This window comes from Qipengyuania marincola, assembly GCF_029688625.1.
Classification (GTDB): Bacteria; Pseudomonadota; Alphaproteobacteria; order Sphingomonadales; family Sphingomonadaceae; genus Qipengyuania.
In genome coordinates, this window is the sequence record NZ_JARULC010000001.1 from 472106 (window position 1) to 491775 (window position 19670).

Below are 19670 nucleotides of genomic sequence, written 5' to 3' on the forward strand. Positions count from 1 at the left end.
GGCTGGGTCGGATGGTTAAGAAGGGATTGCCGGTGCTGTCAGATTTCAAGGAATTCATTGCCAAGGGCAACGTGATGGAACTCGCGGTCGCGGTCATCATCGGTGCCGCATTCGGCGCGATCGTGACATCGCTGACCGACGAAGTGATCATGCCGATCGTCGGAGCGATTTTTGGTGGAGTCGATTTTTCGAACTACTTCATCCTGCTGTCCACGCCGGAAGGCTATGACGGCTCGACCAGCGACTATGCCGCGCTGAAGGAAGCGGGCGCCGCCATGATCGGCTATGGCGCCTTCATCACGGCGATCATCAATTTCCTGATCCTGGCCTTCATCATCTTCCTGCTGGTGCGCTATGCCAAAAAGGCGACTGCAGAATTCGTGGAGAAGGAAGAGGCCGCGCCGAGCGGCCCGACCGAGACGGAAATCCTCATCGAAATCCGCGACGAATTGCGCGCTTCGCGACCCGATTATGCGCCGGAAAACGGACCGATGGGCTGAGGCCGGCCGGATGCCATGGCGCGCGCGATTAGCGCCCTGTTGCCATGCTTTCACTTCACATTAAGCGGGCAGCGCCTATATGGGGGCTGCCCGCTTCGGCGGGCTATGGCGATAAATTGCGCCGTGCAATAGGTACAACGGACCCGGGGGCAGTACCCGGCGGCTCCACCATAATCCGCGGGAAATTCGCGGTTTTTGACGGGGCCGAACTAGGATCGACGTGTGCTGAAAGACGGTGTTTTCGCCCGGGCTGAGTATCCCGTGAAACTGTTCACAACACACAAGTGCCAACGATAACGAAGCACTCGCTCTCGCTGCGTAATGTGACGGGCTAACGCCCTGAATTTACAAAGCTAAAGCGCGGTTGGACCCACCGGGCAACAGAAGCGGATTCCGGGGCTCCGGGGGTAGCTAGCAACAGAAACCCCCACCGATCATCTTTCAATAAAGCGGCAAAACAAGACGAGGCAAGCTGCGGCCCGGTATCGAGCCCGATGCCACTGTGCCGCTCTCTCGGCAGCCCATCCTTGCATAGAAGGGCACGGCATCCGGATCCGCTTCGATGATCATCTTTCTGGCCTCACATGCAAGAGCCCTTGCCGAGGCCCACTCGAACAGCCTTTCCCCTATGCCTTGCCCCATAGCCTCCGGCGCGACGAACAGTTTTTCGAGATGGCAGACATCATCGGCAGTCGTGATCTGGACCACGCCCAGCAGGCGTCGGTCGATCACGGCCACCACGATTTCGCCATCCGCAAGATCCCGCGATGAAAGCGTCAGCTCGTCCGCGCATTTTCGCATGAAATTATCGTTATAGCCCCAATGCGCTTTCGATCGCAGGCAAAGCGCGGATGCGACGGCGAGTTCGTCTTCCCGAATGGGGCGGAGTTCGATCACTCCGAAAGTCTACCTAAAGCAACTCTAGGAGCAAACTTGGCTCAGCCTCGCTCGGCCTCGTCCAGTTTGGCCTTCGCCGCCTCCTGCTCGTACCGGATCGCGTCGAGGATCTTCGCGCCGCCGAGAAAGACGGCGCCCGCGGTTGCGGCGAACAGGAGATAGCCGCCAATGCCGGGATATTCGAGCGTGTAGTTCGCGCCGCGGGTCATCGCGCCAAGGGCGAGGGCGAAAATGATCAGATACGCCTCGAAGCGCGTCTTGATCACAAACAGCCTTTTCACCTTTTTCAGCACGCCTTACCCATTCTTTGTTATCGCAATACAGTCTGCAAATCCCGTGCCGTTCACGATGGCCCGCGCTTTGCGATGGTTAATTTCAAGTCAAGTGTAAGCTGCCCCGACGATCGGTGTCCAGCGCGTTAACCACGCTTCTGCGTGTAGAATCAGGCCAATTCGCCGAGCGACAGGACAGACAAGAGGGCCTCGCGCGCCTCGATCACTGTCTTTGCCAGCGTGGCATTGCCGATATCGGCGGGGTCGATCTGTTCGGGCCAGGTGTCGGCGATCACGGCCTCGATCCGTTCGGCCTTCGCCTCGTCCAGCAGGAACCGGGCATCGACAGTTGCCGGATCGGCCACGACGCGAAGGCGCAGGCAGGCGGGGCCACCGCCATTGGCCATCGACTGGCGGACATCCACTGGGATGACCTTGCGGATCGGCCCGTTGCTCGCGAGCATATGCTCGCACCAGCTCCAGACGGCGGCACTTTCCTGGCACTCGCTTGGAACGACTAACGCCATCTCGCCCGAAGGCAGCGTGAGCAGCTGCGCGTTGAACAGGTAAGTCTTGATCGCTTCGGCCAGGCTGACTGCGCTGTCCGGCACTTCGACCACTTCCAATGCGGGAAAAGCTGCGCGGATGGCGTCATAGGCGCCCTGTTGATCCGCAAAGGCGCGTTCGTGGGTGAACAGGACTCGCTCGTTGGCGACCGCGACCACGTCGTTGTGAAATGCGCCTGCCTCGATCGCTTCCGGGTTCTGTTCGATGAAGACGCAGGCATCGGGGTCGAGCCCATGGAGGCGCGCGACCGCCCGGCTGGCCTGTTCATGCTGGCGGGCCGGGAAACGGCCGCCGGGACGGCCATAGACGAATACCTCGACCCCCCTGCTGCCATGCCCTTCACAAAAGCGCATGTGGTTCGCCGCACCCTCGTCGCCGAAGCTGGGTGGAATGGCATCGTGGACTGCGAAATGGTCTTGGTTGCCGAAAGCGATCTTCAATTGCGCCTTTGTGTCGCGCCATTCCTGCCCACGGTGAAGCATGGTCACGAGGTTGGCCGGGGTGAGGTGGCAGCGCCCGTCCGCCGTATCGGGCGCTGGGCTGACCGTGGCCGCGTTGGCGGTCCACATCGAACTGGCCGACCATGCCGCGGCAAGCAGCGCCCGGTCTGTGTGCTCGTCGATTCCCAGCCGCTCCAGCAGGGAGAAATTCGGGCGGGGCAGGGGAAGCAGATAGCCCTGTGCCAGGCCGCGCTCCATATTGCCGCGCATCTTCGCGATCCCCTGCAGGGCCGCCGCGCGGGGGTAGGAGGGGTCGCCCTTGTGGCTGGCGCTGGCAATATTCCCGAGGCTGAGACCCGCGTAATTGTGACTGGGTCCGACAATGCCGTCGAAATTTATCTCGACGAGTCCGCTCATCGCGCCACGCTCCAGACGTCATCGCCGGCGCTCACATCCAGGGCGTCGGCACAGGCGGTATCGATGGCGATGCTACCGTCTTCATTTAAAATACGCTTGCCATAGGCGCTGCGGAAGCTGCCGAGATGGCCGGTCGCCACAAGGGCGCGCTCGCCCCCTTCGAGGTCGGTCGCCGATATCGTCGCCCGGCGTGCCTCGCGGATGCTGTTCACCTGGTCGGTACGGGCAGTCATCGTGGGGCCACCGTCGAAGATGTCGAGATAGCCTTCGAACGCGAAACCTTCTTTTTCCAGCATCCGCATCGCCGCACGCCCGGTGGGATGGGGCACGCCGATTACCTTGCGTGCCTCGGAATTCAGCATCGCGACATAGACGGGGTGCTTGGGCATCAAATCGGCAATGAACTGGTTGCCGTTGATGGCATTGAAATAGTCGGCTTCCTGGAAGGTCATCCCGAAGAAGCGGCCTGCGACCCCGTCCCAGAAGGGCGAGCCGCCGCGATCGTCGATGACGCCGCGCAATTCGGCAAGGATGCGGTCGGCAAAGCGTGCCCGGTGCATGGCGATGAACAGATAGCGGCTGCGCGCCAGCAGTAGGCCAAGGCCGCCAGCCCGCTCGCCCGGGTGGAGGAACAGGCCGCCGACCTCGCTCGACCCCTCGAGATCGGTGACGAGGCTGAGCAACTCGGCCCGCACCGTTCGATCCAGTTCCTGGCTGTGCTGCGTCAGGGTATTCAGACGGTAGGAGTAGAACGGCCATTGCTGGCCGACCTGCGTGAACAGCTGGCACGTGCCGCGGACCTGGCCGGTTTCGGTGTTCTCAAGCACGAGGGTGAAGACATCGTCGCCCAGCGTGTCCTCGGTGCGCGAGAAAGCGGCATCGGCGCGCTCGAGTTTCTTGGTCAGCGCGGCACGGTCCGGCGGCAGATTGGTGAAACCACCGCCGGTGAGCTTCGCCATCTCGTAGAGATGCTCAAGATCGTCGATATGCGCGGCGCGCAGCCGAAAGCTCACAAATGGTCTCCGGTGGACAGTTTCGTAAGGACGAGGGCCGAAAGCGCGGCGCGCTCGCGCAGGCTGGGCACGATCATGAACTCGTCGGGCGAGTGGATCGCCCCGCCGCGCACGCCCATGGTGTCGACGACCGGAACGCCAGTGGCGGCGATATTATTGCCGTCGCATACGCCGCCCGTAGGTTTCCAGCCGATGTTCTGGCCAAGCTCGGCACCGCAGGCTTTCACGAGGTCGAACAGCCGCTGGGCTTTCGCATCGACCGGCTTGGGCGGGCGAGTGACGCCGCCATGGCGGTGGACGCCGACCTCGTGCTCGGTTTCGATGAGGCGAAGGATCGCGTCGAGTTCACCGTCGAAGCGGTTCATCGCGTCGGTGGACTTGGGGCGGATATTGAATCGCAGGATGGCGAGGTCGGGGACGACATTGTTCGCCGCGCCGCCATCGATCTTGGCCGGATTGACGGTGATGTCATCGGCCTCGAGGCTCTTCACGCGCAGGACGAGGTCGCTCGCTGCGACGATCGCGTTGCGCCCGTCCTGTGGGTTGCGTCCGGCATGGGCGGACTTGCCAGTGATGGTGATCGAGTAATTGCCGGTGCCGCCGCGCGCATGGGCGAGCGTGCCGTCAGGCAGCGCACTCGGCTCGTAGGTCAGAGCGGCGTATTTGCCGCGCGCCAGTTCCTCGATGAGACCGCGACTGGCAAGGCTGCCGGTCTCTTCGTCCGCATTGACCATCACATCGTAACCTACACGAGCTGCGTCCGTCGTGGACTCAAAGAGTTTCAGCGCATGGAGGATGACGTCGAGGCCACCTTTCATGTCAGCAGTGCCCGGGCCGTTGATGGTGGTATCATCGAGCCAGCTGACGTCCTGAAACGGGTGGTCGGCGGGAAACACCGTGTCCATGTGGCCGGTCAGGACGAAGCGCCGTTCCGCGTCCGGGCGTACGCGCAGGACCATATGCCGGCCGTGCGGTTTTTCGAACTCTCGCCCCTCTGGAGAGATGGCCGTAACAGTCGCCGGCTCGACCAGCTCGACCTCGCCCGGAAGCTGGCTGAAGGCGTCGGCAAGCTTGCTTGCCATCGTCGCGAGGCCATCCAGATTGCCGGTCCCTGTATTGATTGCTGCCCACTCCTGCACCTCGCGCAGCATGGTGTCTGCGTCTACGGCTTCGAGAAAGGCTTGCGGCGGGCTGTCTGGTTTCATTGGCACGGTCTCTAGTCTCCCTTTGGCCCAAGTCCACCCCCGCGCCTGCTCCGGCCTTGCAAAGCCGCGGATGCTTGGTAAGGGGAACGAACTCCTCCCCGGGACCAACATTGCCATTTGCATGTGCCACGAGGAGTTTCATGACAGAATATGTGACGCGCGCCGGGATCGAAGTCGATCCGCAGTTGTCCATCTTTATCGATAACGAAGTGCTCTCTCCGCTAGGGCGCGACGCAGAGGCATTCTGGCCGGGCCTCGCCGGATTGCTGCGCGAATTTGCGCCCCGCAACGCCGCGTTGCTAGAAAAGCGCGAGGACTTGCAGGCGAAGATCGATGCCTGGCACGTTGAACGCGCTGGCCAGCCGCATGACGCCGCTGCCTACCGCGCGTTTCTCGAAGACATCGGCTATCTCGTGCCGGAACCGGGCGATTTCACCATCGGCACCGAGAACGTCGATCCCGAAATTGCGACGATGGCCGGGCCGCAATTGGTGGTGCCGATCCTCAATGCCCGCTTCCTGCTGAATGCCGCGAACGCACGCTGGGGCAGCCTTTACGACGCGTTCTATGGCACCGACGCGCTCGATGCGCCGCCCGCGAAGCCCGGCGGTTATGACGAAGAGCGCGGTGCTGCGGTGATCGCCGAGGGCCGCAGGTTTCTCGATGAGGCGGTGCCGCTTGCCTCGGGGAGCTGGGCGGAGCTCACCATCGACGGCATCCGCGAGAACGGGATCCCCCTTGCAGACGAGGACCAGTACGTCGGTGAGACCGATCACGGCCGACTGTTCCGCAACAATGGCCTTCATATCGAGGTCCAGTTCGACCGGGATCACCCCGTCGGGCGGACCGACCGGGCGAGTATATCGGATATCGTGCTCGAAGCCGCGCTGACAACGATTGCGGATTGCGAGGATTCGGTCGCAGCAGTCGATGCCGAGGACAAGCTGGTCGCCTATCGCAATTGGCTGGGCGTGATGCGCGGCGATCTAGAGGAGAGCTTCGAGAAGGGCGGGCAGACGATGACCCGCACACTTGCCGGCGACAAGCGCTTCAAGGGCCCCGACGGTGCGATGCACGATCTTCCCGGCCGCAGCCTGATGTTCGTGCGCAATGTCGGGCATTTGATGACCAATCCGGCCATGCGCTGGCAGGGTGAGGAAATTCCTGAGGGCATCATGGACGCGGTCGTCACCTCGGCGATCGGCGCGCATGACGTGGAAGGCCTCGGCAAGTTCGGCAATTCGCGCTGCGGTTCGATCTATATCGTGAAGCCCAAGATGCACGGGCCGGAGGAATGCGCCTTCACCAACGATCTGTTCGACGCGGTCGAGGACCTGCTCGACCTGCCGCGCCACACGATCAAGGTCGGCGTGATGGACGAGGAGCGGCGGACCAGCGCCAACCTCGCCGCCTGTATCCACGCGGTGAAGGACCGGATCGTCTTCATCAATACCGGCTTCCTCGACCGAACGGGGGACGAGATCCACACCTCGATGCGGGCCGGGCCGATGATGCGCAAGGGCGAGATGAAGAATTCCGCATGGCTGAAAGCCTACGAAGCGCGCAATGTCGGCATCGGCCTGGCGCATGGCCTCGCCGGCCGCGCGCAGATCGGCAAGGGCATGTGGGCCGCGCCCGACCTGATGGGCCAGATGATGATCGAGAAGATCGGACATCTGCGCGCGGGCGCCAACACCGCATGGGTGCCGAGCCCGACCGCGGCAACGCTCCATGCGATCCACTATCACCGCGAGGACGTGTTCGAGATCCAGAAGGGCCTGCCCGATGCCGCCAGGCTGGACGAGTTGCTGACGATCCCGCTGGCCGATGGCGTGAACTGGTCCGACGAGGAAATCCGCGAAGAATTGGACAACAACTGCCAGGGCCTGCTCGGCTATGTGGTGCGCTGGATCGACCAAGGCGTCGGCTGTTCCAAGGTGCCCGACATCAATGACGTCGGCCTGATGGAAGACCGCGCGACGCTGCGCATCAGTTCGCAGCACATCGCCAACTGGCTGCTGCACGGCGTGATCTCGGAAGATCAGGTCATGGACAGCCTGCGCCGCATGGCCGCCAAGGTGGACGAACAGAACGCCGACGACTCTTTCTACGAACCGCTGCTTGAGAACGAAGACGGCGCGGCTTTCAGCGCGGCGAAGGACCTGATCTTCAAGGGCGTGGAGCAACCGAGCGGCTATACCGAACCGCTGCTGCACGCTTGGCGGAGGCAGAAGAAGGCAGGTTAAAACCGGCACGGTTTCGCTGCGTTGATACAACATGCTCCAGTCTTTCGCATCGAAACTCCTGTGGTTCGTGCTCCTGCTCGCGCTGGGACTTCTCTTATGGGAACGTGCGCCGGATTTGGTTCGTGTGCCGGGACCTTTCTGTCGCCGACATCGAAGACGGCGTTCGATGGCTGGCTCGCAGAAGACCCGCAGCGGCAGGAAGAATTTCGGGATTTCGAGCGATTCTTGCTGGAGAACGAAGTCTCGGGGATAGTGCCTGCCTGGCAGCTCACACGGATCGACGCGCATTACGCGCAGCGGTGTGATTCGCCGATATTTCGCGTTCCGCCCAGCGACCTATGGCAGAACGCTTTGCCAGCGCTGAGGCTCGTCCGGGACGAGGTCGAACCTGCGGTCGGACAGGTGCAGGTCCTGTCCTCCTATCGCACGCCGGCGCTAAACCAGTGTGCGCGCGGTGCCAGCCGCAGCAACCATCTCGAGTTCTCGGCACTGGACCTCGCCACCGAAGACAGGCGTCGTGGAGCCGAATTCTACCAGGAGCTTTGTGCCATGCAGGATCGCGCGGGGCCGGGAAGCCGGATGGGCCTCGGCGCGTATTTCGATCCTGCCGAGCCGGACTACGCCGGTGGCCGTTTCCATATCGATGGCGAAGGGTATCGCAGCTGGGGGCGTAGTTATACGTCGGCGAGCAGCCCCTGCGACTAGCCGAGCTGGCGCGCCAGCTTCACAAATTCCTCGACCGTCACCGTCTCCGCGCGGCGTTGCGGGTCAATGCCGAGGCTTTCCAGCGCATCGACTGCTCCGGGCACGCCTTTGAGACTTTGCCGGAGCATCTTGCGGCGCTGGCCGAACGCGGCTTCGGTGAGGCGTTCGAGCAGGCGGGCGCTGACGCCCTCGGGCATGGCGGCGGGTTCGACATGAACGATGGCGCTCATGACCTTGGGCGGCGGGGTAAAGGCGCTGCGGTGGACCTTCATCGCCAGCTTCGCGCTCGCGCGCCATTGGGCGAGGACCGCCAGCCGCCCATAGGCCGAGCCACCCGGCTGCGCGACGATCCGCTGGGCGACTTCCTGCTGGAACATCAGCGTGAGGCTGGTCCACAGCGGCGGCCACTGCTCGCCGCCCAGCCAGCGCACGAACAGCGCGGTGCCGACATTATAGGGCAGGTTGGACAACACGGCGAAGGGCTCGCCGCCCATCAGCTCGGCATGATCGATCTTCAGGGCATCGCCCTGCACGACGGCAAGCTGGCCGGGGAACGCCTCGCCCAGTTCGGCGAGCGCGGGGAGGCAGCGCGTATCCATCTCGATCGCGGTGACGCGCGCTCCGGCGCGCAGCAGCGCACGAGTGAGCCCGCCGGGACCGGGGCCGACTTCGAGCACTTGCTTGCCCGCAAGGTCGCCGGGGACCGCGGCGATCCGGTCGAGCAATTGCTCGTCGAACAGGAAGTTTTGGCCAAGCGCCTTCGATGCACTGAGACCGTGGCGCGCGATGACCTCGCGCAGGGGCGGAAGGTCAGCCATGACTGGCACGCCGCGCGGCCATTGCGCCCGCCATCCTCAGCGCGGCAATCATCGCGCCGGGATTGGCTATGCCCTTGCCGGCAATATCGAAGGCGGTGCCATGATCCGGGCTGGTGCGCACGATGGGAAGGCCGAGCGTGACATTGACCCCCTCGTCGAAATCGAGCGCCTTCAGCGGAACCAGCGCCTGGTCGTGGTACATGGCCAGCGCCGCATCGTAGGTCTGCCGCGCGCGCGGGGTGAACAGCGCATCGGCGGGATGCGGGCCGGTGACGTCTAGCCCTTCGGCGCGCAGCGTTTCGATGGCGGGCGCGATGATCCGCGCCTCCTCGTCGCCAAACCGGCCGCCTTCGCCCGCATGGGGATTAAGGCCGCAGACTGCGAGGCGCGGCGCGTCAATTCCGAAGTCGCGCCGCAATGCGCGGGAAACGATGCGCGCACGGTGCTCGATCAGGCCTTGGGAAAGGCGGTTCGGCACTTCCGCCAGCGCGCAATGCACGGTGAGCGGCACGGCGCGCAGGCTCGGCCCGGCAAGCATCATCACCGCGTCCTCGCGTTCCAGCCCGCAGACATCGGCGAGAAATTCGGTCTGGCCGGGATATTCGAAGCCGACCTGCGCCAACTGCGCCTTTGCGATGGGAGCCGTCACCACGGCCGACGCCATTTCCAACAGCGCGCAGCGCGTAGCCTCGGCCAGCGAATGCAGCGCGAGGGCCGCGCCGCGCGTCTCGGGCTTTCCCGGCGTATAGTCGCTGTCTTCCTGCCCGAGGACAGGCAGCGCGTGGCTGAAAACCGCCGCGGCTTCGGCGGGGTCTTCGATCGGCTCTACCGGGACCGAAAGATCGCGTGCCTTCGCCGCAGCCGCCAGCACGTTGGCGCCGCCGACCACGAAAAAGGGCGCGAGACCGGTTTCCCGGCGCCGCGCCCAGCTTTCCGCGATGATTTCCGGCCCGATCCCCGCCGGATCGCCAATCGACACGGCGAGGGGGGCCGTCATCGGTGTCAGTTATACTCGATATAGGCGTCGTTGCGCAGGTCGCGCAGGTAACGCTGCGCGCGGCGCTGGATGCGCTCTTCTTCAAGCTGACCCATGATCGTTTCGAAATCCGGGCCGCTTGCCGCCTGCGGATCGTCGCGGCCGCACAGCATCAGCACACGCACGCCTTCTTCGAAGGAACCGAAGGGCGGGGTCACCTGGCCCAATTGCAGGTTCAGCACGATCTGCTGAAGCTGTTCGGGCAGGGCGCGCGCGGCGATCTGGTCGTTGGTGACCACGGTTGCTCCCAGCGCCGCACCGCCGGCCTCGGCATCGCCGCACCCGCGCAACTGCTGCACGCCCGCAAGAAAGGCCTCGAGCCGCGGGGTGCGCTCGGCTTCGGGAACGCCGGTGAAATCGAGCGCGATCTGCTTCAGCGAAAGCTGCGCGTCGCGCGGATCGGCCATCAGCACCTGGCGCTTGTCGATCAGCAGACCGATCCAGTAGCCGCCCGGGATCTCCAGCGGACCGACGAGCTGGCCGGGGCTCATTTCACGCACCACGGTTTCGAGCTGCGGGTTCTTGAGCTGCGGCAAAGAGATCCAGCCAAGGTCACCGCCCACCGCGGCGGTCGAGGCCTGCGAGAACTGGCGGGCATAGGCAACGAAGCTGCCGCCCTGCCGCAGCTGCGATACGATCTGCTGCGCATTGGCCATGGCCTGCGGAGCGGTCTCAGGCGTCGCGGAGAGGAAGATTTCGCCCAGACGGTATTCGTCGGTCCCGCGATTGGCCTCAAGCCGCTTGATGAGGTCGTTCACCTCCTCGGCGGAGACGTTCACGAAGGGCGCGAAATTGCGGCGCAGCAAGCGGCTCCAGGCCAGCTCGCCGTGGATCTGGCGCTTCAGCGACTGCGGCGAAGATCCGATCGAACGCAGATACTCGTCCATGGCGTCGAGATTCTGACCAAAATTCTCGCCGGCAACGCGGGCGTAGGTCTGGTCGATCTCCGCCTGCGAAATCTCGATCTCCTGCGTTTCGGCGGCTTGGATCTGGAGCGTTTCGTCGATCAGATTGCGCAGCACCTGCATCTTGACGCGCTGCAATTCCTCGTCGCCCAGCTGCTGTTCGTTGGCTGCGACAAGCAGCGCAGCGCGCTGGTCGACATCGGTGCCGGTGATGACGAAGCCGTTCACCACCGCCGTCGCCGTGCGGATATTGGGGTTCGACGTGGCGAGCAGATTGACATCGGCTGGCAGGCCGAGCGGGTCGGCGCTCGGCTGCGCGGTCTGCGCCTGCATGGCGACCGGCGACATGGCGAGGCCGGCAGCGGCTGCGAGAGAAAGAAACTTGGAAAAGCGGTGTGCGATCACGTGAAAAACCCATTTGCAGCGCGTGCCAGGCGCCAGTCCATATCGGGGCCGTTGCCGCATCGCGGCTTAACCGTAGCTGATTGCTGGTTGATCTGCCCCACGATTGTGGGAGCGGCGGATAGCCCCTTTTTCGCAGGCTGCCAACACGCAGCGCCTAGCGGAAACCCAGATTTTTCAGGTTGAAGAAGACCTGGAACGTGTTGCCGCGCCGCGCATCGCCCGCGGTTTCGTAGTCCCGCCGCCAGGTCAGCCCCATTTCGAGACAGTCATCGGCATAGGCCACGCCCAGCCGGGTGCGGATCGGCTCGAACCCGTCGGACGAAAGGCTGGGATCCTCTTCGCGATTGGTAAGATTAAATACGCCCGAGCCGAACAGCGACCAGTAATTGGCGAAGGCCACGCGGACCGCGCCGCGCAATTCCTCGCGATCCTGCAAATCCTCGACTTCGGTGATGTCGCGATTGAGGCGGACATAGCCCAATTCGACATAGGTGCGCCGTGATCCGACGGTCGCGTCGATCTCGTTGCGGCGGATCGCGAAATTGTCCTTGTCCAGCCGATAGCGGTGGGTGAACTTCACGAAATTGCGATAGCGCACCTCGGTCCGCCCGACGAAATCGGAGAAGCGTTCGGACAGGCCGGTCCCATCGGGAAGGATGTCCGGGTCCTTGTCCAGCCGATATGACTGGCCCAGCGTCGTCAGCACTTCCCAGTCGGGAACGCGCAGTTTCCAATCGAAGCCGTAAGTGACGCGCGCCCCGTCCTCGATCCGGTCGTAGCCGGGGAAGCGATTGAGAGCGAAGAGGTTCGAGTCCTCGAGATCGATCGCGCGTGCATCCTCGTTGGGAATGGCGAGGTTCTTGATCGCCGGGGTCGCGACGAACTGGACACGTGGTGTCAGGACCTGCTCGCCACCGAATAGCTGTCCGACCAGCGGCCACTGGACGTCGACTGCGCCAAGCGCGACGCCGCGCGCCTCCCAGCCCGGATTGCCGCGATAGATCGCAGTGTCCGTGAGGAAGTTCTCGTCCGAATGATAGACATCGCCGCGCACCAGGCCGGTCAGCGTCACGACCTGCCCCAGCGCGGTGACGCGGCTGAGGTCCCATTGCGCCCTGGCAAAGGCCCGCTGGGTATCCTGGCCGACATCGCGCATGATCGCCAGCGTATTGGCCTGCAGTTCCAGCCGACCACCGAACACGGGATCGTCGAGCCGCTTGCGGTAGTCGATCACCGGCAGCGCAATCGGAACCTCGCCCTGCGGCTGGTTCAGCCGCAGCGTCTGCGTGGCCCAGCCGGCGACCGAGAAATAGCTGCTGTCGCTGATCCGCTCCAGATTGACGGTCGAGCGCAGCCGGTCGTCGCGGCTGATATCGTAGCGGCGCAGGAACGTGCGGTCGGTAGCGCGGCGGATGGAGGCGGTGAGGCTCCACTGCGGATCGAACTGGAAGGTACCGTTGGCGAAGAGGTAGCCGCGAAAATCGCTCTCGCTTGTCGTCGCCTCGCCGGTGAAGTCGGAAATCCGGCGGCTTTTGGTGGCATAGCCGGTGACCTGATAGGCGCCACGGTCGGTCAGGTGCCGCCACTGGCCCGAAACCATCGGCGGCGCGTCGGTGTAGACGAAGCCGGAAAGCGTCAGGTCTTTGTTGTCTGCCAGCCGGATGTAATAGCTCCCCGACACTTCGACCCCGTTGCTTTCCGAAAAGCGCAGGTCGGGCACGAGGACGCCCGATACCGCGCCGCCATCGGTGCGCACGGCAAGGCCGGGCAGCGGGAGGATGCGCGCGCCGAACAACTCGAGATAGGCGCCGCGAAAGCGGATGCGGCGCTCGGAGGGATCGTAAATCACGCGCTCTGCCGTGATCCGCCAGCTCGGCTCCTTGTCGCAGCCTTCGGGCGTGACGACGGCGCAGCCCGAATAGGCGGCCTGTTCCAGAGCGATCGTTCCGTCGCTTTCGCGCAGACCCCGGTTGGCAGCGAGCCTCCCGCCCTGGCGCAGCGCGAGTAACAAGTTCTCCATCGCGCCCGCCTCGAACTCGTCGGTCAGTTCGATCCGCTCTGAGAACAGCTGGTTGCCGTTCTCGTCCACGAAGCGGACGCGGCCGTCAGCCAGGATCACGCCGGTGCGCCTGCTCCAGCTGACCGAATCGGCACGCAGCGAACGGTCGCCGCTGCGCAGTACGACATTGCCGCTTGCCGTGACGATGTCGGCATCCGAATCGTAGCGGAGAATGTCGGCCTCGAAGGCAATCTCGCGATTGCCGGCTGCGTCCAGACCATCGCTGCCGGTCGGCGTCGGCGGCGGGCCGATTTCGGGAAAGGGATCGCTAAGGTCAGGCGGCTCGGATGCCTCGGGCCCAGGTACGGGCGCGGTCGAGACGGAAGGCGCATCAGGCTGCGGATCGCCGGGATCGCCCTGCGGGTCTTCGACCGATCCCACGTCGTCGCCCACCTGTTGCGCCGCCACGGGGCTCGCCAGCGCAAGCGCAGTCGCCGCGGCCATGGTCCGCAACGCCAGCCGGCTGGCTTCGATAGCTGTCTCGGCGGGCGGGACCATGCCTTGCCTATCGCACCGCCCACGCCTAATCGCAATCGCCATCCTTTGGGGCATAGCGGGCGAGTGTCCGACCCCTTCAGTAAATTCTTCGGGAGAACCCATGCTCATCCAGTTCAGCCAGTCCCGTCCGCAATCGGCGCGCCTCATCGCGCAAGTCGTCGACAAGGGCAAGTTGCCGCCGTCGCTCGAAAAAGCTGTTCGCGAAGGTGCGGAAGCTGCGCGTTTCAAAGGGACGGCCGGACAATTGTTCGACGGCTTCGTCGAGCGCGACGGGCGGGTCCTGCGCCTCGCTCTGGCGGGGGCGGGCGACCGCAACGACGAGGCGCGCAGCGCCAATCTCGAAAAGGCCGGTGCGGCGATCGCCGCGCAATATCAGACGAGCGGTGAGAGCGAGGTCGTGCTCGACCTTGCGGACAGCGGTCTGTCCGCCAGCGAGGCGGCCAGCGTGCTGCTCGGCCTCAGGCTGCGCAACTGGCGCTATGACATCTATCGCACGCGGATGAAGGATGAGCAGAAGATCACGCTCGATACAGTCACGGTAGTCAATGCGCCCGACGGCGGCGAGGCGGCCTGGGACGAGATGGCGCATCTGGCGACGGGTATCGAATTTACGCGCGAGCTCGTGACCGAGCCGGCCAACATCATCTATCCCGAAAGCTTCGTCGAACGCTGTCGCGAGCGATTCAAGGATACCGATGCCGAAATCGTCGTCCTCGATGAGGCTGAGATGGAAAAGCTCGGCATGGGCTCGCTGCTAGGCGTGGGGCTCGGTTCGGAGCGCGAATCGCGCCTGCTCGCCATTCGCTGGAACGGCGGCGGCAGCGAGGCCCCGGTAGCTTTCGTAGGCAAGGGCGTGACCTTCGATACCGGCGGCATCAGCATCAAGCCGGGCCCGGGCATGGAGGACATGAAATGGGACATGGGCGGCGCAGGCGCGGTGGCGGGCGCCATGCTCGCGCTGGTCGGCCGCAAGGCGAAGGCCAATATCGTAGGCGTCATGGGCCTCGTCGAGAACATGCCCGATGGCAAGGCACAGCGCCCGGGCGACGTCGTGACCTCCATGTCCGGCCAGACGATCGAGGTGCTCAATACCGATGCCGAGGGGCGGTTGGTGCTGGCCGATGCGCTGCACTGGACGCAGGAGGAATTCCAGCCCAGCCGCATCGTCGATTTCGCCACGCTGACCGGTGCGATCATCATCTCGCTCGGCAATGAATATGCCGGCGTCTTCTCGAACAATGACGAGCTGGCCGGCCAGCTTTACGATGCCGGTATTGCGACGGGCGACAAGAACTGGCGCCTGCCCCTGGGCGCGGCTTACGACAAGCTGATCGACAGCCCGATTGCCGACATGAAGAACATCGGCGGGAAGGGTGCCGGCTCTATCACCGCCGCACAATTCCTGCAGCGCTTCATCGCCAAGGATACGCCCTGGGCGCATGTCGACGTGGCGGGCATGGTGTGGTCGGACAAGCCCGGCCAGACCTGGGGCAAGGGCGCGACCGGATATGGCGTGCGCCTGATCGACCGCTTTGTCGCGGAAAACCTCGAAGGCTGAGGATGCGAAGGGAGGTTGCTCGCCATGGCGAAAATGCGCCGCAAGGGTGACCTCCCAACCAAGACCTGCCTGACCTGCGGGCTCGAATTTGCGTGGCGAAAGAAATGGGCACGCGACTGGGACGAAGTGAAGTACTGCTCCGAACGCTGCCGCCGCAACAAGACTGCGGATGCCTGATTGCCGTGCTCGGCTAGTGCCGCGATAGGACGACACATGACCCGCGTGGATTTCTACCAGCTCAGTCGCGACCCGGTCGACGTCACGGTCGCCAGGCTCGCGCGCAAGGTGATCCAGGCTGGCGAACGGCTGCTGATCGTCGCGAGCGACCCCCAACAGCGCGAGGCACTGTCGCGGATCCTGTGGGAACAGGGCGGGGCCAGCTTCCTCGCCAATGGCATGGCCGATGGCGACCATGCCGAGCGCCAGCCGATCCTGCTGTCCGGCCGTTGCGAGGCGGCGAATGGCGCGCGGATGGCGATCATCGCAGATGGCGCGTGGCGCGAGGAAGCCACAGCATTCGACCGCGTGATGCTCCTGTTCGATCCCGAAGGGCGCGATGCGGCGGCCGATCTGTGGCGGCGCTTCGCCGCGCAGGACACGATCGACAACCGCATTTTCAAGCAATCCGAGCAAGGCGGCTGGCGCGAAGGGCGATAATTGTCGGAACCGGCAGCGCGTCCGCCCGTCAGTCGGGTAATGACTCGCTCGCTCATCGTTTCGCTTGTTTTTCCGTTGGTTCTCGCCGCCTGTTCGCAGGATGGCGAGGACGCCGATGCGCAAGCCAGGGCAGCCGAGCCCCGGGGAAGCTACGAGATCGATCAGGCCACCGGCGAAACCTTCGCCCGCTATGAAGAGGACGACGGCAGCGTCACAACCATGCGGTCGGGCAGGGATGTGCCCGTGCTATTGCCGCCCGGCTTCTCGCTCTATCCCGCAGCCGAGGTCCTGAACAATACGCGCGTCGAACGTGACGAGGGCGTGCTGCTGTCGCTCGACTTCACCAGCCCCGATCCGCCCGAGCGACTCGTCGAATTCTACCGCGCCGAAGGAGAGGCGGCGCAATTCGCAATCGATGTGAGGCTGGATGCCGGGCCAACGCGCATCATCGCAGGCAAGCGGCCCGATGGCGATACGCTGGCCCTGCTCGCCGTGCGCGAGGGGGAAACCACGAAAGCCCACCTCTCCATTGCAAGCGGTATCGACTGAGGGGGCGGTCGCAAAGGTTACTTGCCGCGGCGGGCGCGCGGCGCTATCGGCGCGCGCAATCTTCACCCCCTGCATCTCGAAGGAATTTTCCATGGCGGTTACCCGCACCTTTTCGATCATCAAGCCCGATGCCACCCGCCGCAACCTGACCGGCGCAGTCACCAAGATGCTGGAAGAAGCCGGCCTGCGCGTCGTCGCTTCCAAGCGCATTAAAATGACCAAGGAGCAAGCCGAAGGCTTCTATGCCGTCCACAAGGAACGCCCCTTCTTCGGCGAGCTGGTTGAATTCATGACCAGCGGGCCGGTCGTGGTCCAGGTGCTCGAGGGCGAAGACGCAGTGAAGCGCAATCGCGACATCATGGGCGCGACCAACCCGGCCGATGCCGATGAAGGTACGATTCGCAAGACTTTCGCCGAGAGCATCGAGGCCAATTCGGTCCACGGGTCCGACAGCGATGAAAATGCCAAGATCGAAATCGATTATTTCTTCGACGAGAACGAAATCGTCGGCTGAATAAACGATCGGCAAAGCTGATCATAATTCGTTGAAAATCAAAGCATTGTGACGGGTCCGTGTGCGTGGTACACGGACCCGCCATGTTTTTGGGAGGGTTCATGCTGCAGCGGCACGACCGGCGTCGCCGGTCCGATGTCGTCAATGACCTCGTGAGCGCGCTTAACGCTCTCGATTACAACGCGGTGCGCCGCCTGCTCTCACCACAGGTTGAAGTGACCGATGCGGTCGGACGGCAGATCTCCGGGGTCGATGCCTTCATTGCCAGCGACCGCGAGTTTCGCACGCGCGCGGGGCAGCCTCAGATCGAGGTGAAAGCCGCAATCGAGAACGCTGACGGAATCCTGATCAGCGGAATGGTCCATAGCACCAACCGCGCGCTCAGCGGGCCGGCATGCTGGCGTCTGGCCTTCGATGGCGAAAGGGTCAGCCGGATCGAGATCACCCGCAGCGACCAGCACATGACGGTGACCAAGTTTCACGCGCTGCAGAACAATTGAATGTGGGCAGCGTATCGGCACTCAACAGTGCGCTGTCGGCCGGATTATTGCGAATGGTCGGGACCTTCTTCCGGCCCGGTGGGGATGTCATCATGTTCCAGCGAGGCAAACGCAAACGACTGGCGCGCAACCTCATCGCCGCCTTTAATGCCCATGACTGCGCCGGGGTGCAGGCGTGCCTTGCTGCCGACTGCGTGTTCATCGACAGCTCCGGCGCCCGGATCGATGGGCGAGAAACCTGCGCCGAAACGACCCGGCGCTTCTTCGAAGCGGAGCCCGGCTTCCACCTCGCAATCACAAGCTACACCGTCGTTGGCGAGGAAGTGCTGATGAGCGGCACGACCACCGCGCGCGACCCGTTGGTGGCGAAGGACCGGCTCTGGCGTGCGAAAATCGTGCAGGGCGAGGTCGCGGAATTCCAGTCCTATTGCGACGGAGAACCGCGCCTGCTGGCGCGGGCGCTGGCACCCGAGGCATATCACTACTGAGCTTGGCCGCGAGCGGTCAGGACAAGGCGGGGGACGGGAACTCCCTGATCTGCGCGGCATGGTGCGCATGCGGATCGTCCTGCGCCTTGGCATGCTCCGCCTCCATCGCCGAGAGGGCCGTCGGCGTGAGCGGAATGTCGAGCGCATCGTACACCCTGGCCATCGCTGCGCGCCAATCGGCATTGAGCGCGGCGAAATCCACCTCGGCCACTGCACCGGGAAAGGCTGCAAAAGCCCGCTCCATGGTGGCGGCACGCAGCGCGATCGTCTCGCGCCAGGTCTGCGTGAGCCAGTCTAGGTCGTGCCGGTCGGTCTGGAAGGCCATCTGGCTCGCGGTCATCGAGACGCTGCTGCTGAGAATATCTGCACTCGGGCGGCGGCACCTGACCAGCTTCGCACCGGGCAGTAGCGGTGCGATAGTCTCAATATCCTCCGCGAACTGCGGGCATTTGAGCACGCGCGGGCGATCGGCGTCGCCCATCGTATGGGCATCGGTGTGAAGGATGCGCACGAATTCGCGATAGATCGGCCCGGCATCGCGCCCCCTGCTGAAGCCGACGAAGGAGGGGATGCGCCATTGCGCTTCGAATGTCGCCGGCGAGAGCGACGCGGCGAGCCAGCCGATTTCCTCGTCGGTGCGGGTCGCGCCGAAGGGATGCATCGTGTCGAGCCAGGGATTGATGCGCCGCGCCAGGGCCAGGGCGGCGCGGGCGCGCAGGGGCCGCAGATCGACCGCGGGGGGGACCGGGTGGTGGCTGTTGCAAAACCGCGTGCCCGCATGGCGGGGGTCGGCCGCAAGCAGGCGCTGTACGCGCGTCGTGCCGCTGCGCATCTGGCCGACCACGAGGATCGGGGCTGCGATCGGGCGGGTCGCGATGTCCGGATTATCGTTCCAGAATCGGCCCAGCGCGTGGCGCTTGCGAATGGCCGCGATGAGCTGGCCATAGGCCATCGCGTGGCCCATCGGATTGAGCGCCGCCTCCTCGCGCAGGGCCTGGCACAGCCGCTCCAGTCGGAGGCGGAAATCGGCGACGTCCTCGCTCGACCGAATCGAGGTTTCGTCGCTCTCGTCGAAGCCTTGCGCGCCGATCGCCCACAGGGCTTCGGGGTCGAGTTCGGGCCTGGTGGTGAGGCCATGCTTCCACATCCGGGCCATCGCCGCACCGGCCCGTTCCGCCCAGCGCGAACGGGCGAAGGGATGTTCGCGCGGTGGTGCGCTCATCCGCGCCCCTTTCGGGCATGGAAACGCGCGATAAGAGCGCGGGCGACGAGCACGAACAGCAGTACGCCGCCGATCACCAGCAGCGTTTCGGTCATGCTGGCTTCGGAATTGCGACCCTCGATATCGTCGGCATTGCTGGCGACGATCACCAGCCCGATGGCGGCGAGAACATAAAAAACTGCAGAGCGACCCATGGGCG

General features: G+C 64.3%; 21 protein-coding genes and 1 other RNA gene. 11 read left to right on the plus strand and 11 right to left on the minus strand.

What is annotated here, in order from left to right; all coding sequences use genetic code 11:
• Nucleotides 1–32: 32 nt before the first annotated feature.
• Together mscL and ssrA are read left to right on the plus strand one after the other, a co-directional pair.
• Nucleotides 33–500 carry a large conductance mechanosensitive channel protein MscL gene (gene mscL / locus P8Q88_RS02325; RefSeq protein ID WP_278322213.1) on the plus strand — a complete coding sequence of 156 codons (468 nt, stop codon included), beginning with the start codon at nt 33–35 and terminating at the stop codon, nt 498–500.
• Between the two features lie 50 nt (nt 501–550).
• Nucleotides 551–895, plus strand: a transfer-messenger RNA (tmRNA) gene (gene ssrA, locus P8Q88_RS02330).
• Nucleotides 896–941: 46 nt separating this feature from the next.
• Here the strand turns inward: ssrA and P8Q88_RS02335 are convergent.
• The 5 genes from P8Q88_RS02335 to P8Q88_RS02355 form a co-directional block, all read right to left on the minus strand.
• Complete coding sequence (locus P8Q88_RS02335) at nt 942–1397, minus strand: GNAT family N-acetyltransferase (protein ID WP_278322214.1); 456 nt, start codon at nt 1395–1397, stop codon at nt 942–944.
• A gap of 41 nt (nt 1398–1438) precedes the next feature.
• Entirely contained in the window at nt 1439–1690 is a 252-nt protein-coding gene (locus tag P8Q88_RS02340) for a hypothetical protein (RefSeq protein WP_278322215.1), read from the minus strand.
• A gap of 149 nt (nt 1691–1839) precedes the next feature.
• Nucleotides 1840–3093 carry an N-succinylarginine dihydrolase gene (locus P8Q88_RS02345; protein WP_278322216.1) on the minus strand — a complete coding sequence of 418 codons (1254 nt, stop codon included), beginning with the start codon at nt 3091–3093 and terminating at the stop codon, nt 1840–1842.
• Nucleotides 3090–4106 carry an arginine N-succinyltransferase gene (gene astA / locus P8Q88_RS02350; RefSeq protein WP_278322217.1) on the minus strand — a complete coding sequence of 339 codons (1017 nt, stop codon included), beginning with the start codon at nt 4104–4106 and terminating at the stop codon, nt 3090–3092. Before astA ends, P8Q88_RS02345 begins: the two co-directional genes overlap by 4 nt.
• Nucleotides 4103–5311 (minus strand): hydrolase, encoded by a 1209-nt coding sequence (locus P8Q88_RS02355; RefSeq protein WP_278322218.1) that lies wholly within the window; start codon nt 5309–5311, stop codon nt 4103–4105. The genes astA and P8Q88_RS02355 overlap by 4 nt, the downstream gene beginning before the upstream one ends.
• A gap of 140 nt (nt 5312–5451) precedes the next feature.
• On the opposite strand from P8Q88_RS02355, the gene P8Q88_RS02360 reads away from it, so the two are divergent.
• Both P8Q88_RS02360 and P8Q88_RS02365 read left to right on the plus strand, forming a co-directional pair.
• Nucleotides 5452–7557 carry a malate synthase G gene (locus P8Q88_RS02360; RefSeq protein WP_278322219.1) on the plus strand — a complete coding sequence of 702 codons (2106 nt, stop codon included), beginning with the start codon at nt 5452–5454 and terminating at the stop codon, nt 7555–7557.
• A 96-nt stretch (nt 7558–7653) separates the two neighbouring features.
• Nucleotides 7654–8262 carry a D-Ala-D-Ala carboxypeptidase family metallohydrolase gene (locus P8Q88_RS02365; RefSeq protein ID WP_278322220.1) on the plus strand — a complete coding sequence of 203 codons (609 nt, stop codon included), beginning with the start codon at nt 7654–7656 and terminating at the stop codon, nt 8260–8262.
• On the opposite strand, the gene rsmA is transcribed toward P8Q88_RS02365, so the two are convergent.
• From rsmA to lptD, 4 genes are all read right to left on the minus strand, one after another.
• The gene (gene rsmA, locus P8Q88_RS02370) at nt 8259–9080 is read right to left on the minus strand and encodes a 16S rRNA (adenine(1518)-N(6)/adenine(1519)-N(6))-dimethyltransferase RsmA (RefSeq protein WP_278322221.1); all 822 of its coding nucleotides are present in this window, start codon (nt 9078–9080) and stop codon (nt 8259–8261) included. The genes P8Q88_RS02365 and rsmA overlap by 4 nt on opposite strands.
• Nucleotides 9073–10077, minus strand: a complete 1005-nt coding sequence (gene pdxA / locus P8Q88_RS02375) for a 4-hydroxythreonine-4-phosphate dehydrogenase PdxA (RefSeq protein WP_278322222.1) — start codon at nt 10075–10077, stop codon at nt 9073–9075. The genes rsmA and pdxA overlap by 8 nt, the downstream gene beginning before the upstream one ends.
• A 5-nt stretch (nt 10078–10082) precedes the next feature.
• On the minus strand, nt 10083–11426 hold the full coding sequence (locus tag P8Q88_RS02380) for a peptidylprolyl isomerase (protein ID WP_278322223.1): 1344 nt from the start codon (nt 11424–11426) through the stop codon (nt 10083–10085).
• A 154-nt stretch (nt 11427–11580) separates the two neighbouring features.
• Entirely contained in the window at nt 11581–13983 is a 2403-nt protein-coding gene (lptD, locus tag P8Q88_RS02385) for an LPS assembly protein LptD (RefSeq protein ID WP_278322224.1), read from the minus strand.
• Nucleotides 13984–14083: 100 nt separating this feature from the next.
• Between lptD and P8Q88_RS02390 the strand changes: the two genes are divergently transcribed.
• From P8Q88_RS02390 to P8Q88_RS02420, 7 genes are all read left to right on the plus strand, one after another.
• Nucleotides 14084–15541, plus strand: coding sequence for a leucyl aminopeptidase (locus tag P8Q88_RS02390; protein WP_278322225.1), 1458 nt, complete (start codon nt 14084–14086; stop codon nt 15539–15541).
• A 24-nt stretch (nt 15542–15565) separates the two neighbouring features.
• Nucleotides 15566–15718, plus strand: coding sequence for a DUF2256 domain-containing protein (locus P8Q88_RS02395; protein WP_278322226.1), 153 nt, complete (start codon nt 15566–15568; stop codon nt 15716–15718).
• 36 nt (nt 15719–15754) lie between these two features.
• Nucleotides 15755–16198 (plus strand): DNA polymerase III subunit chi, encoded by a 444-nt coding sequence (locus tag P8Q88_RS02400; RefSeq protein ID WP_278322227.1) that lies wholly within the window; start codon nt 15755–15757, stop codon nt 16196–16198.
• Nucleotides 16199–16237: 39 nt separating this feature from the next.
• A complete protein-coding gene (locus P8Q88_RS02405) occupies nt 16238–16747 on the plus strand; it encodes a hypothetical protein (protein ID WP_278322228.1) in 510 nt (169 codons plus the stop codon).
• A gap of 91 nt (nt 16748–16838) precedes the next feature.
• Nucleotides 16839–17261 carry a nucleoside-diphosphate kinase gene (gene ndk, locus P8Q88_RS02410; RefSeq protein ID WP_278322229.1) on the plus strand — a complete coding sequence of 141 codons (423 nt, stop codon included), beginning with the start codon at nt 16839–16841 and terminating at the stop codon, nt 17259–17261.
• Nucleotides 17262–17362: 101 nt separating this feature from the next.
• Entirely contained in the window at nt 17363–17761 is a 399-nt protein-coding gene (locus P8Q88_RS02415; RefSeq protein WP_278322230.1) for a nuclear transport factor 2 family protein, read from the plus strand.
• Between the two features lie 92 nt (nt 17762–17853).
• Nucleotides 17854–18249: a nuclear transport factor 2 family protein gene (locus P8Q88_RS02420; RefSeq protein ID WP_278322231.1), complete on the plus strand. Its 396-nt coding sequence runs from the start codon at nt 17854–17856 to the stop codon at nt 18247–18249.
• Between the two features lie 16 nt (nt 18250–18265).
• On the opposite strand, the gene P8Q88_RS02425 is transcribed toward P8Q88_RS02420, so the two are convergent.
• Together P8Q88_RS02425 and P8Q88_RS02430 are read right to left on the minus strand one after the other, a co-directional pair.
• A complete protein-coding gene (locus P8Q88_RS02425) occupies nt 18266–19471 on the minus strand; it encodes a sulfotransferase family protein (RefSeq protein WP_278322232.1) in 1206 nt (401 codons plus the stop codon).
• Nucleotides 19468–19665, minus strand: a complete 198-nt coding sequence (locus P8Q88_RS02430) for a hypothetical protein (RefSeq protein WP_278322233.1) — start codon at nt 19663–19665, stop codon at nt 19468–19470. The genes P8Q88_RS02425 and P8Q88_RS02430 overlap by 4 nt, the downstream gene beginning before the upstream one ends.
• Nucleotides 19666–19670 lie beyond the last annotated feature (5 nt).